This is a genomic window from Streptomyces sp. NPDC127098 (genome assembly GCF_042722465.1).
GTDB lineage: Bacteria > Actinomycetota > Actinomycetes > Streptomycetales > Streptomycetaceae > Streptomyces > Streptomyces millisiae.
In genome coordinates this window covers 1-15,853 of record NZ_JBHXFJ010000016.1, presented here as the reverse complement: position 1 = coordinate 15,853, position 15,853 = coordinate 1, and the positions used below count along the sequence as shown (strand labels likewise).

Here is a 15,853-nt window from a genome sequence, read left to right as displayed (position 1 = left end):
CCGATTACCGTACAGTCGGGCTTTGCGCGCTACTTGATCACCACGGGGGGAAAGATCATGGCACGTCCGTCTGACTGGTCACCTGTCGACATGGACCGGGACCCGACACCCGGAAACCCGGACGAAGTACGGGAACTCGCCGACGACCTCCAGACCTTCGCGGACGACGTCGGCGAGGCACTCGGCCGCATCCGCGGCATGGCCGAGGACCGCGCCGTCCTCGACTGGGCAGGACTCTCCGCCGAAGCCTTCCGCTCCGAGTTCGACGGCGTCCCACCCAACCTCCAGAAACTCCAGACCTCCTACGACATGGCCGCCCAGGCGTTACAGACGTACTGGCCGAAGCTGGAGACCGCGCAGGGCATGGCCGACCGGGCCCTGGACCGCGCCATCACCGCCCAGGCCGACCTCTCCTCAGCCCAGGCCGCACTCACCGACGCCCAGGACTGGGTGAGCCGCGCCGGCGACGAGGCCGAGCGCCTGGAACGCGAGGGCGAACGCGAGAACGTCGAGCCGCCCTCCGAGGCCGAGGTCCGGGCCGCCACCCGCGATGCCACCGCCGCCAACGAGGCCGCCACCTCCGCCCAGTCCCGCGTCGACTCCGCCGAGGAAGCCCTCTCCGCCGCCCGCCAACTCGCCCTCGACGCCAAGGAGATGCGCGAGGAGGCCGCCCGCACCTGCGCCTCCGAGATCGACGCCGCCTCCGACGCCGGCATCCAAAACCGCCGCTGGTGGGAAGACGCCATCCACTGGGTGTCCGAGAACTGGGACACCATCGTCGAGATCTGCAAGGTCGTCGTCGCCGTCCTCGGCATCGTCGTCATGATCATCGGCGGCCCCCTCGCCTGGGTCGTCCTCGCCGCCGCCCTCGTCGTCCTCGCCGACACCCTCTACGACTACGCCAACGGCCGCGCCTCGTTGTGGGACGTCGCCTTCGCCGCCCTCGACTGCATCCCCGGCATGAAAGGCCTCACCACCCTCGGCGGCCTCGCCCGAGGACTACGCGGCCTGGCCACTACCGGCCTACGTGGCATCTCCGCTGGCGTCCGTGGCCTGGGGCAAGGCATCCGCGGCTTGGGGCGGGGCATCCGCAGCCTGATCACGCGGATCGACCCGATCGACATGGCCACCGGCGAGATAGTCATGTCGGCCACCGACCTCGCGCTTCCGGGCGTGCTACCCCTCGCTCTCGAACGCCACCACCGGACCTCGGTACGTACGGGGGTCTGGTTCGGCCCTTCCTGGGCGTCCACTCTCGACCAACGCCTCACCCTAGAAGAGCACGGGGTTCAGCTGTCCACCGAAGACGGCATGCTCCTCTCCTACCCTCGCCCACTCGCCGACGAGCCCGTCCTGCCCATCGAAGGCCCCCGGTGGAGCCTGGCCTGGGACGGCGACCCCGGCACTGGTCTCACCGTTCATCAGCACGAGGCCGGCCGCACGCTGCACTTCGCGCCCGTCCCAGGCCGTCGGGGTGACGAACTCCCCCTCGTGGCCATCAGCGACCGCAACGGCAACCACATCCGGATCGCCTACGACGGCCAGGGGGCACCCACTGACGTCGTGCACGACGGCGGGTATCACATCGGTGTCACCACCGACCACGGCCGGATCAGCGCTCTTCGCCTCCTCAGCGCTCCCGAGGCCCCTGTCCTCCTGCGCTTCGGGTACGACCACCAGGGCAATCTCACCGAGATCTACAACTCCTCGGATCAGCCGCAGCGCCTGTTCTACGACGACCAGCACCGCATCACCGGCTGGGAAGACCGCAACGGGATCTGGTATCGCTACGTCTACGACACCGAGGGCCGCTGCGTGGCCACCGAGGGCATCGACGGGGCGCTCAACAGTCGCATCGTCTATGACACCGACAGCCACCGCACGCTGCTCACGGACTCTCTCGGCAACACCACCGTCTTCCAGTTCAACGACTGCTATCAACTCGTCACCGAAACCGATCCGCTGGGCCACCACACCCACCGCGCCTGGGACCGCTACGACAACCTCCTCAGCCTTACCGATCCGCTCGGACGCACGCACTCCTACGCCTACGACTCCATGGGACGTCTCTCGACCATCGAGCGCCCGGACGGGCAGCACGTCGCCTTCTCCTACACGGAGTTGGGTCTGCCGTCCGGCATGACGGACGTGGACGGGTCCTCGTGGCGTCAGGAGTTCGACGCACGCGGCAACCGTGTATCGGCAACCGATCCGCTGGGAGCTACGACCCGGTACGGCTACGACGAGCACGGCGGTCTTGCCTACGTGACCGATCCTCTCGGGTACACCACACACCTCACGTGCGACGCGGCCGGGTTGCCGCTGGCCGTGACCACCCCGCTGGGAGAGGTCACCCGCTACCGTCGCGACGCCTTCGGGCGTCCGACCGAGGTGACCGACCCAGCCGGCGCTGTCACTCGCCTGGCCTGGACGCTTGAGGGCAAGCCCGCCTCCCACACCAACCCGCTCGGCGCCCAGTGGTCCTGGACCTGGGACGCGGAGGGCAACTGCGCCAGCCGGACGGACGCCGAAGGCAACACGTTCCGCTACGAGTACGGTCCCTTCGATCTCATCCGGTCGCAGATCAACCCGGATGGTGCCCGGTTCTCCTACGATCGGGACACCGAACTGAGACTCGTCAAGGTCACCAGCCCTCTCGGGCTTTCCTGGGAGTACCACTACGACGAGGCGGGTCGGCTGGTGGCCGAGACCGACTTCGACCAGCGCACCGTCGGGTACGTGCACGATGCGGCGAACCAGCTCGTCGCCAAGGTCAACGGCCTCGGGCAGGAGATCGTGTACCAGCGAGATGATCTCGGTAACGTGATCGAGAAGCACGTCGGCGGCAAGCTGACTCACTTCTCCTATGACCTCGCCGGGCGATTGCTGGGGGCTCGCAACGACGTCGCCGAGCTTGTTCTCGAACGGGACGCGGGGGGACGCGTCCTGGCCGAGAGCTGCAACGGGCGTACGACCACGTTCCGTTACGACACCCTGGGCCGGACGACCCACCGGCGGACACCTGGGGGAGCCACCAGCGAGTGGCACTACGACGAAGCGGGGCGTCCGATCAGCCTGGACGCGTCAGGCCGTCACCTGGCCTTCGACTATGACCCGGTCGGTCGCGAAATTCAGAGGAACCTGGGCGGCGGACTGCTACTCCAGCACACGTGGGACGAAGCCGGGCAGCTGACCAGTCAGGCCCTCAGCGCGGGACCGCGCCAGCTGCGGCACCGGGCTTTCAGCTATCGCGGCGACCAGCACCTGTCCGGGCTGTACGACGATCGGTTCGGCACTGCGGCGATGGAGTTGGACCCCATGGGACGGGTCACTTCCATCACCGCCCCTTCGTGGCGCGAGGACTACGCGTACGACCAGGTGGGGAACCAACTCGCCGCGCATTGGCCGACCGGCGACGGAGTTACTCCTGCGGCGGCTGTCGGAGAGCGGCGGTTCGAGGGAACGCGCGTCACGACGGCCGGACGAGTGCGCTACGAATACGACGCGGCGGGTCGCACCGTTCTGCGCCAGAAGCGGCATCTGTCCGGGAAAGCTGCCGTGTGGCGCTATGAATGGGATCCGGAGGATCGCCTCACGACCGTCCGCACCCCTGACGGCACGGTCTGGCGCTATCTGTACGACCCACTGGGACGCCGGATCGCGAAGCAGCGGTTGGCCGAGGACGGGTCGATCACGGAGAACGTCGAATTCGTCTGGCACAGCACCACACTCATCGAACAGACCACGACAGAGACCGGAAAGGCGGAGTCCATCCACCTCACGTGGGACCACACCGGTCAATACCCCGTCGCGCAACGCGAGTACCTGACGGAGGCCGAGGTCGACGCGCGCTTCTACGCGATGGTCACCGACCTGGTGGGGACCCCGACCGAACTCGTTGACGAAGCGGGCCACGTCGCCTGGCAGGCCCGCCCGACGCTGTGGGGTGTGGCCGCGTCCGGCGGAGCGACCAGTACCGACACCCCGCTGCGTTTCCCCGGGCAGTACTTCGATCCGGAGAGCGAGTGGCACTACAACTACCACCGGTACTACGACCCCGAGATCAGCCGCTATGCCTCTCCGGATCCTCTCGGGCTCGCCCCGGACCCCAACCACTACGGTTACGTGGACAATCCGTTCACGTGGATCGACCCGCTGGGTCTGCTGTCGTGCACGGGTAGGCTCGACAGGCTCAGGCCCGGCGAGATGTACCTCTACCGTGCGGTCCAGAACGCCGAGCTGAATCAGATCGCGCGCACCCGGACCTTCCAGAATCCGGCGGGCATCGAAGTCAAGTACTTCTCCACGACGCCCGAAGCCGCGGCGGCCTACGCACGAACAATGTATGGCCGATTCCCGGACGAAGGACCGTACACTCTCGTTCGTTCGACCATCAGGATCGACGACATCCCGGAAATCAGCAGGGTCGATCTGGTGGAGGCCGGCGGGATCGAGGCGCTCGCGCTGCGAGACGACATCATTGAGAACATGGGCCGGATTCGCATCCTGCCGAGTATGCCCATTCCCTGACGAGGACACCACGTGCAGATCATCATCACCTCCCGCAACGCGGAGACGCTCCGGACATGGCGCCGCTTCTTCGAGAACGATCCGGACGTCGACCTTCAGGTGGGCAACCGCGCACAGGTCCCGGTGGACGCGGTCCTCATGGCCGGGATCTTCGCCCATGAACGGTACGGCGGCAGTCCGAGTCACGACTCAGCGGAAATCCTGGTCAACCGGCGCGGAGACGGCCAACCTCCACTGGTGATCGTGCCTCCCGGTCGCCGCATGCGGCTCGATGAGCACGGCAGGCCCCAGGTCCACCCCGACCACGCCGCGATCGACCCCGCCTATCACACCGCGTCACATGTGTTCGACGCGATTCACCAGTGGAACGAGACACGTCAGGAGACCATCTCTGCCATCGAGGTCAGCCTTCCCCTCGTCGGCTTCGACGATCCACTGGACGAGTCAAGTCCGCAGGCTTTCCGCAGGGCGCTGACGGAGTATCGCGCCAAGCTCCGATAACCGAGAAAGGATGGCTGCGTCCGCCTTTCGAGGGGTGAGACCTTCCAGTACGCACGCGTGATGGCATGGACATATCGCTTTCGATTTCGCCTCCCGGGTGGCAGGGGAGGTCTGGCCACCGATCTGCGCGCCGAGGCCCACGTGCCTCCCCCAACCGGTCGAGCGTGGCATGCGAGTTCACCCGCACGTGTGGCTCACAGTGCTCGTCGGTACTGGCGGGACGCGGCCTGGCTCGCAGCGGGAGTGGAGTTGACCGGGCCGCCTTTGGCAGAGCGGTGCCCTTCAGGAGTGTTTATCGAGGTCCACGAACTCTCTTACTTGGAGATCGCCAGTATGACGGGGAAGGTCGTAACGAGTGATCCGCAGGGAGCCGTCGCGAATTCCGCAGACTCGATGGCAGAGCCCCCGGCAGGCCGGACAGACCACTCCTACGCCGCTTCCCTGGGCTGTTCTCCTGACCAACGGGGAGCTGTTGGGTGGGTACTTCACCACGCCACCGAGCCTGGACGGTGCGGTGCTCGTGTCCCTGCACCTTGACCGTGACGGGCCCACGCTCACTTCGCGGTTCCGGCCGGCCGGGTTGCCGGACCGGCCGGACGAGGCGTGGGTGGCGGCGGGGTGCGACGGCTTCGAGCTCCAGGTGCGCTTCCTCGACGTCGCCGACGTGCGGGTCGCGGGGTGGCCGTTCGGCACGCCGGTGAGCGTCGAGATCAGCCGTCGGGAGCCGGCCCACCTGCGCCGCATCGCCGTCTCGGCGATAGGAGGGGACGGGCAGGTGCTGGAGTTCACCAGCAACGCGTCGTTGACCGTCGGCCACCTCGCGGCGACCCGCAGCCGTGACGACACGTACTGGCATGTCGGGCGCGTCGACCAGATCCGTCTCGGCGACTCACTTCCGGACACCACCGACCACGCGTACTGGGGACGGCTCTGACGTGACGCTCGACGAACCTCACATCACCTCGGTCCACATCGACGAACGAGGGCGTTCGGTGACGGTGACGAGCCGGCGTCCCGGCCTGCCGGAGGACGCGCTCGCGGACTGGCAGGGGCGGGGCTACACGGCGCACGAGCTGTCGGTCGTGTACAGCGGGGTGACCGATCTGGCGGTCGACGGCTGGACCCATGAGCCGCTCACCTCCTGGGGCACCGCCGAACTCCCGGACGGCCGGCTCGCCGTCACCCTCGCCGGCCCCGGCACGTCGGTCCGCTTCGACGCGGACTCCCCGCCACGAGTCGAGCGTCGGGGCCTGATCACCGGGGCGTTCTGACCGACCGCGCGGTGCCGGCGAGTGAGCGTGGCACTGAGGTGGCGCAGACCGTGGCCCGCCCCGCCGCCCGGGCATTGCGGACATGATGTGACCTCAATGGCTCCTACGGTCGTGCCATGACGAAGACACGGAAGACGCAGAAGATACTGGTCAGTGGCGCCACCGGGACCGTCGGGCGGCAGGTCGTGGCCGAGTTGCTCGCCCGGGGGCACGAGGTGCGGGCGCTCACACGGAACGCGGCGGGGGCCGTGTTTCCGGCCGGGGTGGAGGTCGTGCAGGGTGACCTGACCGAGCCCGACAGTCTGGTGCCGGCCCTGGAGGGCGTCACCGGTCTGCACCTGATCACCTTCGGCGGGGCCTACTTCGGCCCGTTGGAGACCGGCCCGCGGATCCTGGAGGCGGCCCGCGCGGCCGGGGTGCGGCGGGTCACCGTGTTGCACGGTGGCGGGCCTTCGCCGCTGGAGGACGCCGTGCGTGCCGACGACGGCGTGGACTGGACCGTGCTCATGCCGGTCGAGTTCATGGCCAACGCCCTGGAGTGGGCGGAGCCGATCGCGACCGCGCGGGAGGTCCGTGAGCCGTTCGTCTCCCGGCTGAGCGCCATGGTCCACGAGGGTGACATCGGGGCCGTCGCCGCGGTGGCGCTCACCGAGGAGGGGCACGGGGGTCAGGAGTACGTGATCACCGGCCCCGAACTGCTCACGGTGGGCGACAAGGTGGCGGCGATCGCCGCCGCCACCGGCCGGGAGATCGGTCTGGTCGAGCTGACCGAGGAGCAGGCCGTGGCGCGGTGGCGGGCGGCGGGCCATCCGGAGGAGGTGATCGGCTTCCTGCTGGAGGCGTACGGCAACACCCCGGAGGTGGGCCGCACGGTCGTCGACACCGTCGAGCAGGTCACCGGCCGCCCGGCGCGCACCTTCGCCCAGTGGGCGGCGGAGCACGCGGCCGCCTTCGCGGGCGCTACAGCTGGCTGAGGATCGTCCGGTCGGTGATCTCCGTGTCGTGGGCCAGCAGCATCGCCTTGCTCAGGATGACCGCGAGGGTGTGGTCGCCCTCGTAGGGCAGGTAGCCGGGCGGCTGCTCGGCGGCGGCTCGGGAGGTGGGGACGATGCAGAGGTAGCGGTCGCTCGGGGAGATGAGCACGTTGCCCGAGCCGAGGTGGATCTTGTACGTGTGGCGCTCGCCCTTCACGAGCAGGAAGCGGCCCTCCAGGGTGCAGCGGTCGGCTATCGCGAGGCGGGGGACGAGGCGTTCGAGGAGGACGCGGCGGGTCTGGGCCGTCGCGTTGAGCTCGCCGAAGCCGTACGACGTCCAGTACTCGCGGTGGCGTCCGGCGGGGCCACCGTCCTGCCAGGTCGGGTCGTTGCCGACGCTGGCCACGCCGACGAACAGATCGACGTCGCGCAGCACCTCGCTCAGCACGAGTGGGGGTATCTCCGCCAGCGGCAGCGGCTCGACGGGCTCGGCGCCGTCGGGCAGCCACATCTCGTAGGGCCAGCGGCCGGCGCAGTGCGCCAGGTTCTCCGGGGCGTCGAGGGGATAGAACCGGACCTGGTCGGTGCTGAGCCGCAGGTAGCTGCCGGAGTCCGTGATGTCGTCCGCGCCGTGGTCGGCGCTGTCGCCGTGGATCCAGTACTCGGCGCGCAGGCCCCACTCGGGCAGTTCGCGGACGGCGGGCGGGAGGGTGTCGTCCACGCAGAGCCGGAGTCGGTTGCGCCAGCCGCGGACGGCGGCCAGGGAGTGGAACTGGTGTTGGCGCAGGATGTGGGCGGCGAATCGGTTGGAGTAGGTGCGGGTGGCGCGCTCGGCGTCGGTGAGGAGGTAGACCTCGCGGTGGGCCTGCTTGAACGGCTGGGTGACGGCGTGCCGTTCGAGCCAGTCGCGCCAGGCGGCGACCTCGGCCGGGTCGCGGTCGGCCGGGTGCCAGAGGGCGACCTCCGCGTCCGGGGCCGGCGCCACGGGGGTGTCGTCGAGGGTGCGCAGTGCGCCGTCGGCGAAGCCGACGGCCGTGCCGTCGACGGTCCACAGCAGGCGGCGGGCGAGCGTGCCGACGAGCGGGTGGTCGAGGAGGCGCTGCCGCCAGGTGTCGTGGGACCAGGTGCGGCGGGCGAGGAACTGCCGGTCGAGGCGGTCGCGTTGGGCCGAGAGCATCTTGTCGAGGTCCTTGACCGAGGCGCGCAGTTCGGTCAACTCCTCGGTGTGGTCGCGCCGGACGGCGGCCGGGACGCCCTTGACCTGCTTGCCGGCGGCGGTGCGCCAGGTGAGGGTGGCCTTGACGCCGCTGACCGCGAGCAGGGCGGTGGTCTCGCCGAGCGGGACGGTGGTCGCTCCGACGGAGGTCAACCCGTAGGTGGGGACGGCCAACTCCTCGACCTCCTCGCGGCCGAGGCCGAGCGCGGCGGCGCGGTCCCTGAGGGCGGCGTCGATGAGCTTGGCGGTGGCCTTGTAGGTGACGCGGGCGGCCAGCCGGGCGAGCTCGGCGAGGGCGGCCTCGTCGTCGATCCTGGAGAGGGCGACCACGCCGGCGTTGGCGACCTTGGGGCTGCGCGGGCCGACGCCCGACACCTTCCGCAGGGAGGTCTCGACCAGGGCGCCGAGGGTCCTGACCGTGTCCCGGTCGGGCGGCAGGAGGGACGCCAGCCAGGCCAGTCCGCGCAGCGGTGTGGCGTTGTGCACGTCGAAGAGGTCGTTGGCGGTGCGGTAAGGACCTACCTCCAGCGGCAGGGTACGAGGGCGACCCACCTGGCGCAGCAGGGTCACGACGAGGGGGCGGACCCGCTCGGCACCGACCGACTCCGCCAGGGCGCGGGCGGACTGTTCCCACGCGGCGGACGGCTTGGCGGTGGTGGCGGTGGTGAGGTGGTGCAGCAGCGTCAGCCACGGGTCGTCGGGCCCTGTGACGGCGGCCAGGGCACTGTCGGCCCACGCCTCGCCCACGTTCAGCGGGGGGTCGGTGAGCCGCTTGAACGCGGCACGGGTGGCGGCGGAGGCCGCGTAGTGGTCCAGCGCGGTCCGACGGAAGGTGGCCAGCGCCTCAGGTGGCATGCTCCGGCCGGCGGCGGCACCGGCGGCGAGGAGGGGCTCCACCCCCCAGAGGCCGTGAAGGACGAAGCGTCTCCCCACGGCGCGCAGCAGCCAGTCGCGCGCCGCCTCGAAGCGGTCGTCCGCCAGATCGTGGGCGAGGAGAGCGACAGCCGTGGCGGGGTCGAAGCCGACCTCCACCAGACCCCGGTCGGCCGGCAGTTCGGCGAGGGTCGCGGCCACCCGCTCGGCGACGGGCCGGCGCACCTCGGCGGGCAGCTCGGACAGCGAGAGGAACCAGGCATCCCTGAAGTCGTAGTTCCACTTCCGGCTGGACAGGGTGGCGCGCACCATGCCGTCGGCCGCCTCGATCGCGGCGGCGGTGTCGCCGGCCGCCAGAGCCTGCCGCAGCGCGGTGGCGTGCTGCTGTGCGCTCATGTCCTCAACCCCCCACCAGGGCGACCAGCTTGAGGAAGGTCACCTCCGTGTCGGCCGTCAGCTCGATCTCCTCGTCGAGCTCGGTGAGCTGCCGGTCGCCGACCAGCAGCAGGAAGCCGTTGCCCTGGAAGGCGCGCAGGGCCCGCTCGACCTGGGCGTCGGCGTCGACGTGACCGGGGGCGGGCATCGCGTAGCCGCCGGGCACCCGCTCGGCGCGCTCCGGCTGGACGAGGCCGCGGAAGACGCGGGGGGTGCGGGCGTTGTACTCGGCGACCTCGTGGCGGACGCGCCGCCGGATCAGCTCGCGGGGCGTGGTGCGCTCACCGGTGATGTCGAGCGCCCAGCTGGCCGAGCGCTCCCCCGCTGTCGTCTCGTCGACGAACGTCACGTATGGCATACCGGCGACGTTACGGGCCACCACTGACAGTGCGTTCGAGGACTCGGTCGTCAGAAGCTGTCGTAGGGCCAGCCCTCGTTGGTGTGGACGATGTAGTCGGGCCGGGTGCGCGCCACGCGCTCGCGGAGGCGGCGCAGGAGTCGGGTGGGGCTGGGTGGGGAGATGCCGAGGGCGGCCGCCGCGGCGCGCTGGTGGGCGGGGTCGAACTCGGGCAGGTCCTCGTTGAAGTCGAGTTCCAGCTTCTTCAGCAGGTCGACTTCGGGGCGGGCGAGTTCGGCGGGGGTGAGGTGCAGGCATTCCATCCAGTAGGGGATGCCGGCCATCAACTCCAGTGCCTCCCGCAGGCTGTTGGCGATCAGGCCGCCCCGGCCCTCGGAGTTGGTGTAGATCACCGGGCGGGTGGCGCCCGGTTCGCCGATCAGGAAGTAGGTGCCGCCGGAGCCGCAGCCCGCGACGGGTTCGAGGGGCGCACCGGACGACAGGTGCAGGTGTTCCACGGGCTCCCGCCGGGTCACATCGAAGTCGCAGGGCCACTCGAAGTAGCGCAGCAACGTTTCATCACTCGCGATGCGGGCCAGCAGGGCGAAGTCATCTACCTCAGCCATGAGGGCTACGTATCCGTTCTGGCGTTCGGTCTGGCAGGTGTCCCCGTGCCGGAAGGCTATCGTGTCCCGCATGGCCGTTGAGCTCATCCGGATCGTTTCCCGGTCCTCCCCGATGGCGTTGGCACAGGTCGAGCGGGTTCGCGCCGAATTGGCCGCGCTGCGCCCGGAGATCCGCACCGAGGTGGTGCCCGTCACGACCTCGGGCGACAGGTGGCAGGGTGACCTCGCCAAGCTGGGCGGGAAGGGCGCGTTCACCAAGGAGGTGGACGCGGCGCTGCTGGCCGGCGAGGCGGATCTGGCCGTGCACTGCGTCAAGGACGTGCCGGCCGACCGGCCGCTGCCGGCGGGCACCGTGTTCGCCGCCTACCTGGCGCGGGACGACATCCGTGACGCGCTGGTCGACCCGGCCGGGCGGACGTTGGACCAGCTGCCGCCGGGCACCAGGATCGGCACCTCATCGGTCCGCCGAGTGGCGCAACTCACGTCCGCCTACCCCGACTTGGTGACCGTCCCGATGCGGGGCAACGCCAACCGCCGGCTCGAGAAGCTGGCGGCGGGCGAGGCCGACGCGCTGCTGCTCGCCGTCTCGGGTCTCGAACGGATCGGGATGGCACACCGGATCAGCCAGGTGCTCGGCGTCGACGAGATGTGCCCGCCCATAGGGGCGGGGGTGTTGGCGTTGCAGTGCCGGGAGGGCGACACGGAGGTCATCGACGCGGTGGCGGCCCTCGGCGACCCGGGGACGTGGCGGGAGATGACGGCGGAGCGGATGTTCCTGCATGTGCTCCAGGGCCACTGCAACAGCCCGATCGCCGGCTACGCCAAGGCGGAGCGGGACGGCAGGCTGAGCCTGTGGGGGCGGGTGTTCTCGCCGGACGGCAAGACCGTGCTCGACGCCCACGAGTGGGCCGGGCCGCTCGACCCGGCGACGCTCGGCACCTCGGTGGCGGTGGCGCTCCTGCGCCAGGGCGCGCGCGAGTTGATCGACACCATCCCGCACTGAGCGACGGCCGGGCGGATCACGACCGAGTGATGCGGAAGACCGGGTGGTCGGGCGCGACGCGGCGCAGGTCGGCGTCCGGGGAGTCGGGGCCGACGCCCTTGAAGAACACCCCGACCTCGGCCTTCCAACGCTTGAGGTAGGCACGCAGCAGGGCCGGCTTCTCGTCGTCGGGCACCTCCTCCGCGGTGAAGGGCTCGGCCTTTCTGCCGAGGCGGAGTTCGCCGCCGCCGACCGCCCGCATGTTGCGGGTCCACTGGACGTGGCCGCGGGGCGCGACCAGGTAGTCCACGCCGTCGACCGTGAGCAGGTTGACGGGGGTGGTGCGCCAGTCGCCGCTCTTGCGGCCACGGACGGCGAGGACGCGGGAGCCCTTGACGCTGACGCCGCGCCGGGCCAGGAAGGCGACCAGGCGGTTCAGGACGTTGACCGTGAACCAGCCGGGCTTCTTCACGTGCGAGGTGGTGGACATCAGGAGGCCCTTTCGGTGAGCACTGCTCTCGGTTGGGAGCAATGATTACACCCTGATCGCGCGAAAACAAGAGCACCGCTCTCACATTGGAGCGATGTTCCGGGAGATGGCAGACTGGGGCCATGAGCACGATCAAGGGGGCCAGGGAGCGGGCCAGGCGCGAGGTCACGGCGGCGATCAAGGACGAGGCACGGCGCCGGGTGGCCGCCGAGGGAGCGCCCAAGCTGTCGCTGCGCGCCGTCGCCCGGGAGCTGGGCATGGTCTCCTCGGCGCTCTACCGCTACTTCCCCAGCCGCGACGAGCTGCTCACCGCGCTCATCATCGACGCCTACGACGCGATGGGCGAGGCGGCCGAGGCCGCGCTCGCCGCGTCGCCCCGGCGGGACCCGCGCGCCCGCTGGGTCCTGGTCTGCCGCGCCGTGCGCGACTGGGCGCTGGCGAACCCGCACGAGTTCGGGCTGATCCACGGCACGCCGATCCCCGGCTACGCGGCCCCGCAGGACACCGTGCGCGCGGGCGTCCGGGTGCCGCTGGCGCTGCTCACCGTTCTGCGCGAGGCCCACGCCGACGGCCTGTTGGAGCGGCCTGCCTGGGGCGAGCCGCCGGAGCCGGTGCACGCCGACCTGGCGGCGCTGGCCGCCGAGTACGCGCCGGAGCTGCCGCCCGACGTGTTCGGGGCGGCGCTGGCCGCCTGGGGACAGCTGGTCGGCCTCGTCAGCTTCGAGGTCTTCGACCAGTACAACGGGGCCCTCACGGCGCCCGCCGAGTTCTTCGAGCACGCGGTGGGCCGGCTGGCGGCCGAGGCCGGCGTCGGCCCGGCGGCGAGCTGAGGCGTCTCGCCACCGGGCCAGCCGGGTGATGGCACGTCAGGACGCCGTGCACACCGTCCCGTTGAGGGAGAGGACGGGCGCGCTGTAGACGGCGCCGCTGTTGGTCTGGAAGCCGAAGCTCAACGAACCACCGGCGCCCACCGAGCCGTTGTAGGAGGCGTTGCGGGCGGTGACCGTCGTACCGCTCTGACTGAGCGCGGTGTTCCAGGAGTTGGTGACGGACTCGCCGACCGGCAGGCTGAAGGTGACCGTCCAGCCGTTGACCGCCTGGGACGTGGTGACGCTCACGTTGACCGTCGAGCCGGTGTTCCAGCGGCTGGCGACGGTGTAGTTGGCGACGCAGCCGGTGACGGGCGGCTCGCCGGGGCCGCCAGGATCCTCACCCGGATCCCCGCCGAACGCCGTCAGCACCGCGTTGAACGCCGGCTTGGCCACGTAGTTCGCGTCATAGAGGCAGGCCGCGCCCTCGCCCGGGAAGACCCCGGGGATCCAGGAGTCGGCGTCGGAGATGCCCCACACCGTGATGCCGCCGCAGTTCGAGATCGCCAGGCAGGTCTGCACCACGCCCGCGTACTGCGTCGCCTGCCGCGCCAGCCTGGTGGCGTCGGCCGGCGTGGTCATCCGGATGTCGAGCTCCGTGATGTTGACCTCGAGGCCGAGGTTGGCGAAGCGCTGGAGGTTGGCCTGGAAGGTGGACGGGATCTGGTCCAGGATGAAGTGCGACTGGAAGCCCACGCAGTCGATCGGCACCCCCTGGTTGAGCAGCGAGCTCACCAGGTTGTACAGGCCGTTGCTCTTCGCGTTGGTGCCCTCGATGTTGTAGTCGTTGATGCAGAGCTTGGCGTCCGGGTCGGCGGCGCGCGCGGCCCGGAAGGCGTTGGCGATGTAGCCCTGGCCGATGGTGTTCTGGAAGACCGAGCCGCGCAGCGTGCCGTCCTCGTTGAACACCTCGTTGACCACGTCCCAGTACTCGACGGAGTCGCGGTAGTGGGTGACCACGTTGGTGATGTGGTTGGTCATGATCGAGTTGAGCTCGGTGGCGGAGAAGCCGCCGTTCGACACCCAGCCGGGCAGCTGGCTGTGCCAGACCAGGGTGTGGCCGTAGATCTGCTGGTCGTTGGCCTGGGCGAAGTTCACCAGACGGTCGCCCGGCGCGTAGTTGAACGAGTTGCGGGACGGCTCTAGGGTGTCCCACTTCATCACGTTCTCGGCGGTGACGCTGTCGAACTCGGTACGGGCGATGTTGGTGTAGGTGGTGTTGTTCAGCTTGCCGTCGGCGATGGCGGTGCCGATGAACCTTCCTTGGGCGGCCGCCGCCTCGCGCAGCGTCGCGGCCGAGGCCGCCGGGCTCTCGGACGGAGACTCCTGGGCCTGGGCGCTGCCGTACACCGCGCCGCCGGAGAGCAGAAAAGCCCCGGCCGCGATGACGACTGCGGCTCTGCGCACCAGGGGATGCATGCGATACCCCTCTCGTTGTCATGCCCCCGCAGGCTGACGCGTCCGTTGTATGGGTCGCCCTGGAGGGCGTCAAGCCTTCCGGAATAACATTGAAAAACTTCCGGTGGCCGGACGCGCCCGGATGCGACAGAAGAGGTGCTCATGGCAGGCGAACGCAAGGTGACGATCACGGCCATCGCGAGGGAGGCGGGCGTGTCGGTGCCCACCGTCTCCCGCGTGGTCAACGGCCGGTCCGACGTGGCGCCGGAGACCAGGGCCAAGGTCGAGGAGCTGCTGCGGCACCACGGCTACCGGCGGCGGGTCCAGCCCCACGGCGACCGGGCCGCGCTGCTCGACCTCGTCTTCAACGACCTCGACAGCCCATGGGCGGTGGAGATCATCAGAGGCGTCGAGGAGGTCGCGCACGCGGCCGGCGTCGGCACGGTCGTCTCGGCCATCCACGACCGGGCCGGGGCCGCCCGGCAGTGGATGACCAACCTGCGGGCGCGCGCCTCGGACGGCGTGATCATGGTGACGTCGGTGCTCGAGCCGCTGCTGCACAAGGAGTTGACCCGGCTCGGGGTGCCGATCGTGGTCGTCGACCCGGCCGGCGGCACGGCCATCGCCGCGCCGACGGTGGGCGCCACCAACTGGGCCGGCGGGATGGCCGCGACGGAGCACCTGCTGGAGCTCGGCCACCGGCGCATCGGCTTCATCGCCGGCCCGCCGCGGCTGCTGTGCAGCCGGGCCCGGCACGACGGCTACCGCGCGGCGCTCGAAGCGGCCGGCGTCCCGGTGGAGGAGGAGTTGACCGTACCGGGCGACTTCTACCACGAGTCCGGCTTCCACGGCTGCCGCCGGCTGATGGACCTCGCCGACCCGCCGACGGCGGTCTTCGCGTCGAGTGACCAGATGGCGATGGGGGCGATCGAGGCGCTGCGACAGTGCGGGCTGCGGGTACCGCAGGACGTGAGCGTGGTGGGCTTCGACGACCTGCCGGAGATGCGGTGGGTGGCGCCGCCGCTGACGACGGTCCGGCAGCCGTTGGCGGAGATGGGGAAGGTGGCGGCGCGGACGGTGCTGCGGCAGGCGCGGGGCGAGGAGATCGACTCGCCGCGGGTCGAGTTGGCGACGGAACTGGTCGTCCGCGCGTCGACGGCGCGTCGGCCGTAGGCCGGCGCGCCGCCCTCCCCCGGCAAGCCGGTCCGCGTGACACGGGCGGCACCGCCGCTGGGGCGCGGTGGGCGGATTTTCCCCCACCCACCCGCCCTCTCACGCGCTCCGCGCTTGCGGGGCCCGCGGGGCGGCGCCGCGGCGCTGCGCGCGGGCGTATGCCGGCGCGCCCGCCGAC

The 15,853-nt window shown here is 70.4% G+C and carries 13 protein-coding genes; 8 read left to right on the top strand and 5 right to left on the bottom strand.

The annotated features are described in order from the left end of the window. Positions 1-57 precede the first annotated feature (57 nt). The 5 genes from ACFWI8_RS12935 (at position 58) to ACFWI8_RS12915 (ending at position 7,276) form a co-directional block, all read left to right on the top strand. Positions 58-4,530, top strand: a complete 4,473-nt coding sequence (locus tag ACFWI8_RS12935) for a DUF6531 domain-containing protein (protein WP_387089559.1) — start codon at positions 58-60, stop codon at positions 4,528-4,530. Positions 4,531-4,542: 12 nt separating this feature from the next. Beyond that, a complete protein-coding gene (locus tag ACFWI8_RS12930; protein WP_387089556.1) occupies positions 4,543-5,031 on the top strand; it encodes a hypothetical protein in 489 nt (162 codons plus the stop codon). 355 nt (positions 5,032-5,386) lie between these two features. Beyond that, entirely contained in the window at positions 5,387-5,965 is a 579-nt protein-coding gene (locus tag ACFWI8_RS12925; protein WP_387089554.1) for an Imm50 family immunity protein, read from the top strand. A gap of 1 nt (position 5,966) precedes the next feature. Further along, entirely contained in the window at positions 5,967-6,302 is a 336-nt protein-coding gene (locus ACFWI8_RS12920) for a hypothetical protein (protein ID WP_387089551.1), read from the top strand. Positions 6,303-6,418: 116 nt separating this feature from the next. Next, positions 6,419-7,276, top strand: a complete 858-nt coding sequence (locus ACFWI8_RS12915; RefSeq protein ID WP_387089548.1) for an NAD(P)H-binding protein — start codon at positions 6,419-6,421, stop codon at positions 7,274-7,276. Here the strand turns inward: ACFWI8_RS12915 and ACFWI8_RS12910 are convergent. The 3 genes from ACFWI8_RS12910 to ACFWI8_RS12900 are packed head-to-tail and all read right to left on the bottom strand — an operon-like array spanning position 7,263 to position 10,835. Further along, complete coding sequence (locus ACFWI8_RS12910) at positions 7,263-9,761, bottom strand: DUF4132 domain-containing protein (RefSeq protein WP_387089545.1); 2,499 nt, start codon at positions 9,759-9,761, stop codon at positions 7,263-7,265. The two genes, ACFWI8_RS12915 and ACFWI8_RS12910, sit on opposite strands and share 14 nt — an antisense overlap. Before the next feature lie 4 nt (positions 9,762-9,765). Further along, a complete protein-coding gene (locus ACFWI8_RS12905; protein ID WP_311599464.1) occupies positions 9,766-10,158 on the bottom strand; it encodes a hypothetical protein in 393 nt (130 codons plus the stop codon). Between the two features lie 50 nt (positions 10,159-10,208). Next, positions 10,209-10,835 carry a hypothetical protein gene (locus ACFWI8_RS12900; RefSeq protein ID WP_387089542.1) on the bottom strand — a complete coding sequence of 209 codons (627 nt, stop codon included), beginning with the start codon at positions 10,833-10,835 and terminating at the stop codon, positions 10,209-10,211. Here ACFWI8_RS12900 and hemC point away from each other — a divergent pair. Further along, a complete protein-coding gene (gene hemC / locus ACFWI8_RS12895) occupies positions 10,834-11,766 on the top strand; it encodes a hydroxymethylbilane synthase (RefSeq protein ID WP_387089539.1) in 933 nt (310 codons plus the stop codon). The genes ACFWI8_RS12900 and hemC overlap by 2 nt on opposite strands. A gap of 16 nt (positions 11,767-11,782) precedes the next feature. Here the strand turns inward: hemC and ACFWI8_RS12890 are convergent, their stop codons facing one another. After that, entirely contained in the window at positions 11,783-12,235 is a 453-nt protein-coding gene (locus ACFWI8_RS12890; protein ID WP_387089536.1) for a nitroreductase family deazaflavin-dependent oxidoreductase, read from the bottom strand. Positions 12,236-12,357: 122 nt separating this feature from the next. On the opposite strand from ACFWI8_RS12890, the gene ACFWI8_RS12885 reads away from it, so the two are divergent. Beyond that, positions 12,358-13,065, top strand: a complete 708-nt coding sequence (locus ACFWI8_RS12885; RefSeq protein ID WP_387089533.1) for a TetR/AcrR family transcriptional regulator — start codon at positions 12,358-12,360, stop codon at positions 13,063-13,065. Positions 13,066-13,101: 36 nt separating this feature from the next. Here the strand turns inward: ACFWI8_RS12885 and ACFWI8_RS12880 are convergent, their stop codons facing one another. Further along, positions 13,102-14,511, bottom strand: a complete 1,410-nt coding sequence (locus ACFWI8_RS12880) for an endo-1,4-beta-xylanase (RefSeq protein ID WP_387089530.1) — start codon at positions 14,509-14,511, stop codon at positions 13,102-13,104. Positions 14,512-14,664: 153 nt separating this feature from the next. On the opposite strand from ACFWI8_RS12880, the gene ACFWI8_RS12875 reads away from it, so the two are divergent. Then, positions 14,665-15,675: a LacI family DNA-binding transcriptional regulator gene (locus ACFWI8_RS12875; RefSeq protein WP_387089527.1), complete on the top strand. Its 1,011-nt coding sequence runs from the start codon at positions 14,665-14,667 to the stop codon at positions 15,673-15,675. The last annotated feature ends 178 nt before the right edge of the window (positions 15,676-15,853 follow it).

Excerpts from the sequence above, each read along its gene's own strand:
- ACFWI8_RS12875 (WP_387089527.1), top strand. The coding sequence starts at position 14,665 with ATGGCAGGCGAACGCAAGGTGACGATCACGGCCATCGCGAGGGAGGCG.
- ACFWI8_RS12885 (WP_387089533.1), top strand. The coding sequence starts at position 12,358 with ATGAGCACGATCAAGGGGGCCAGGGAGCGGGCCAGGCGCGAGGTCACG.
- ACFWI8_RS12900 (WP_387089542.1), bottom strand. The coding sequence starts at position 10,835 with ATGCGGGACACGATAGCCTTCCGGCACGGGGACACCTGCCAGACCGAA.
- ACFWI8_RS12890 (WP_387089536.1), bottom strand. The coding sequence starts at position 12,235 with ATGTCCACCACCTCGCACGTGAAGAAGCCCGGCTGGTTCACGGTCAAC.
- ACFWI8_RS12910 (WP_387089545.1), bottom strand. The coding sequence starts at position 9,761 with ATGAGCGCACAGCAGCACGCCACCGCGCTGCGGCAGGCTCTGGCGGCC.
- ACFWI8_RS12905 (WP_311599464.1), bottom strand. The coding sequence starts at position 10,158 with ATGCCATACGTGACGTTCGTCGACGAGACGACAGCGGGGGAGCGCTCG.
- hemC (WP_387089539.1), top strand. The coding sequence starts at position 10,834 with ATGGCCGTTGAGCTCATCCGGATCGTTTCCCGGTCCTCCCCGATGGCG.
- ACFWI8_RS12915 (WP_387089548.1), top strand. The coding sequence starts at position 6,419 with ATGACGAAGACACGGAAGACGCAGAAGATACTGGTCAGTGGCGCCACC.
- ACFWI8_RS12935 (WP_387089559.1), top strand. The coding sequence starts at position 58 with ATGGCACGTCCGTCTGACTGGTCACCTGTCGACATGGACCGGGACCCG.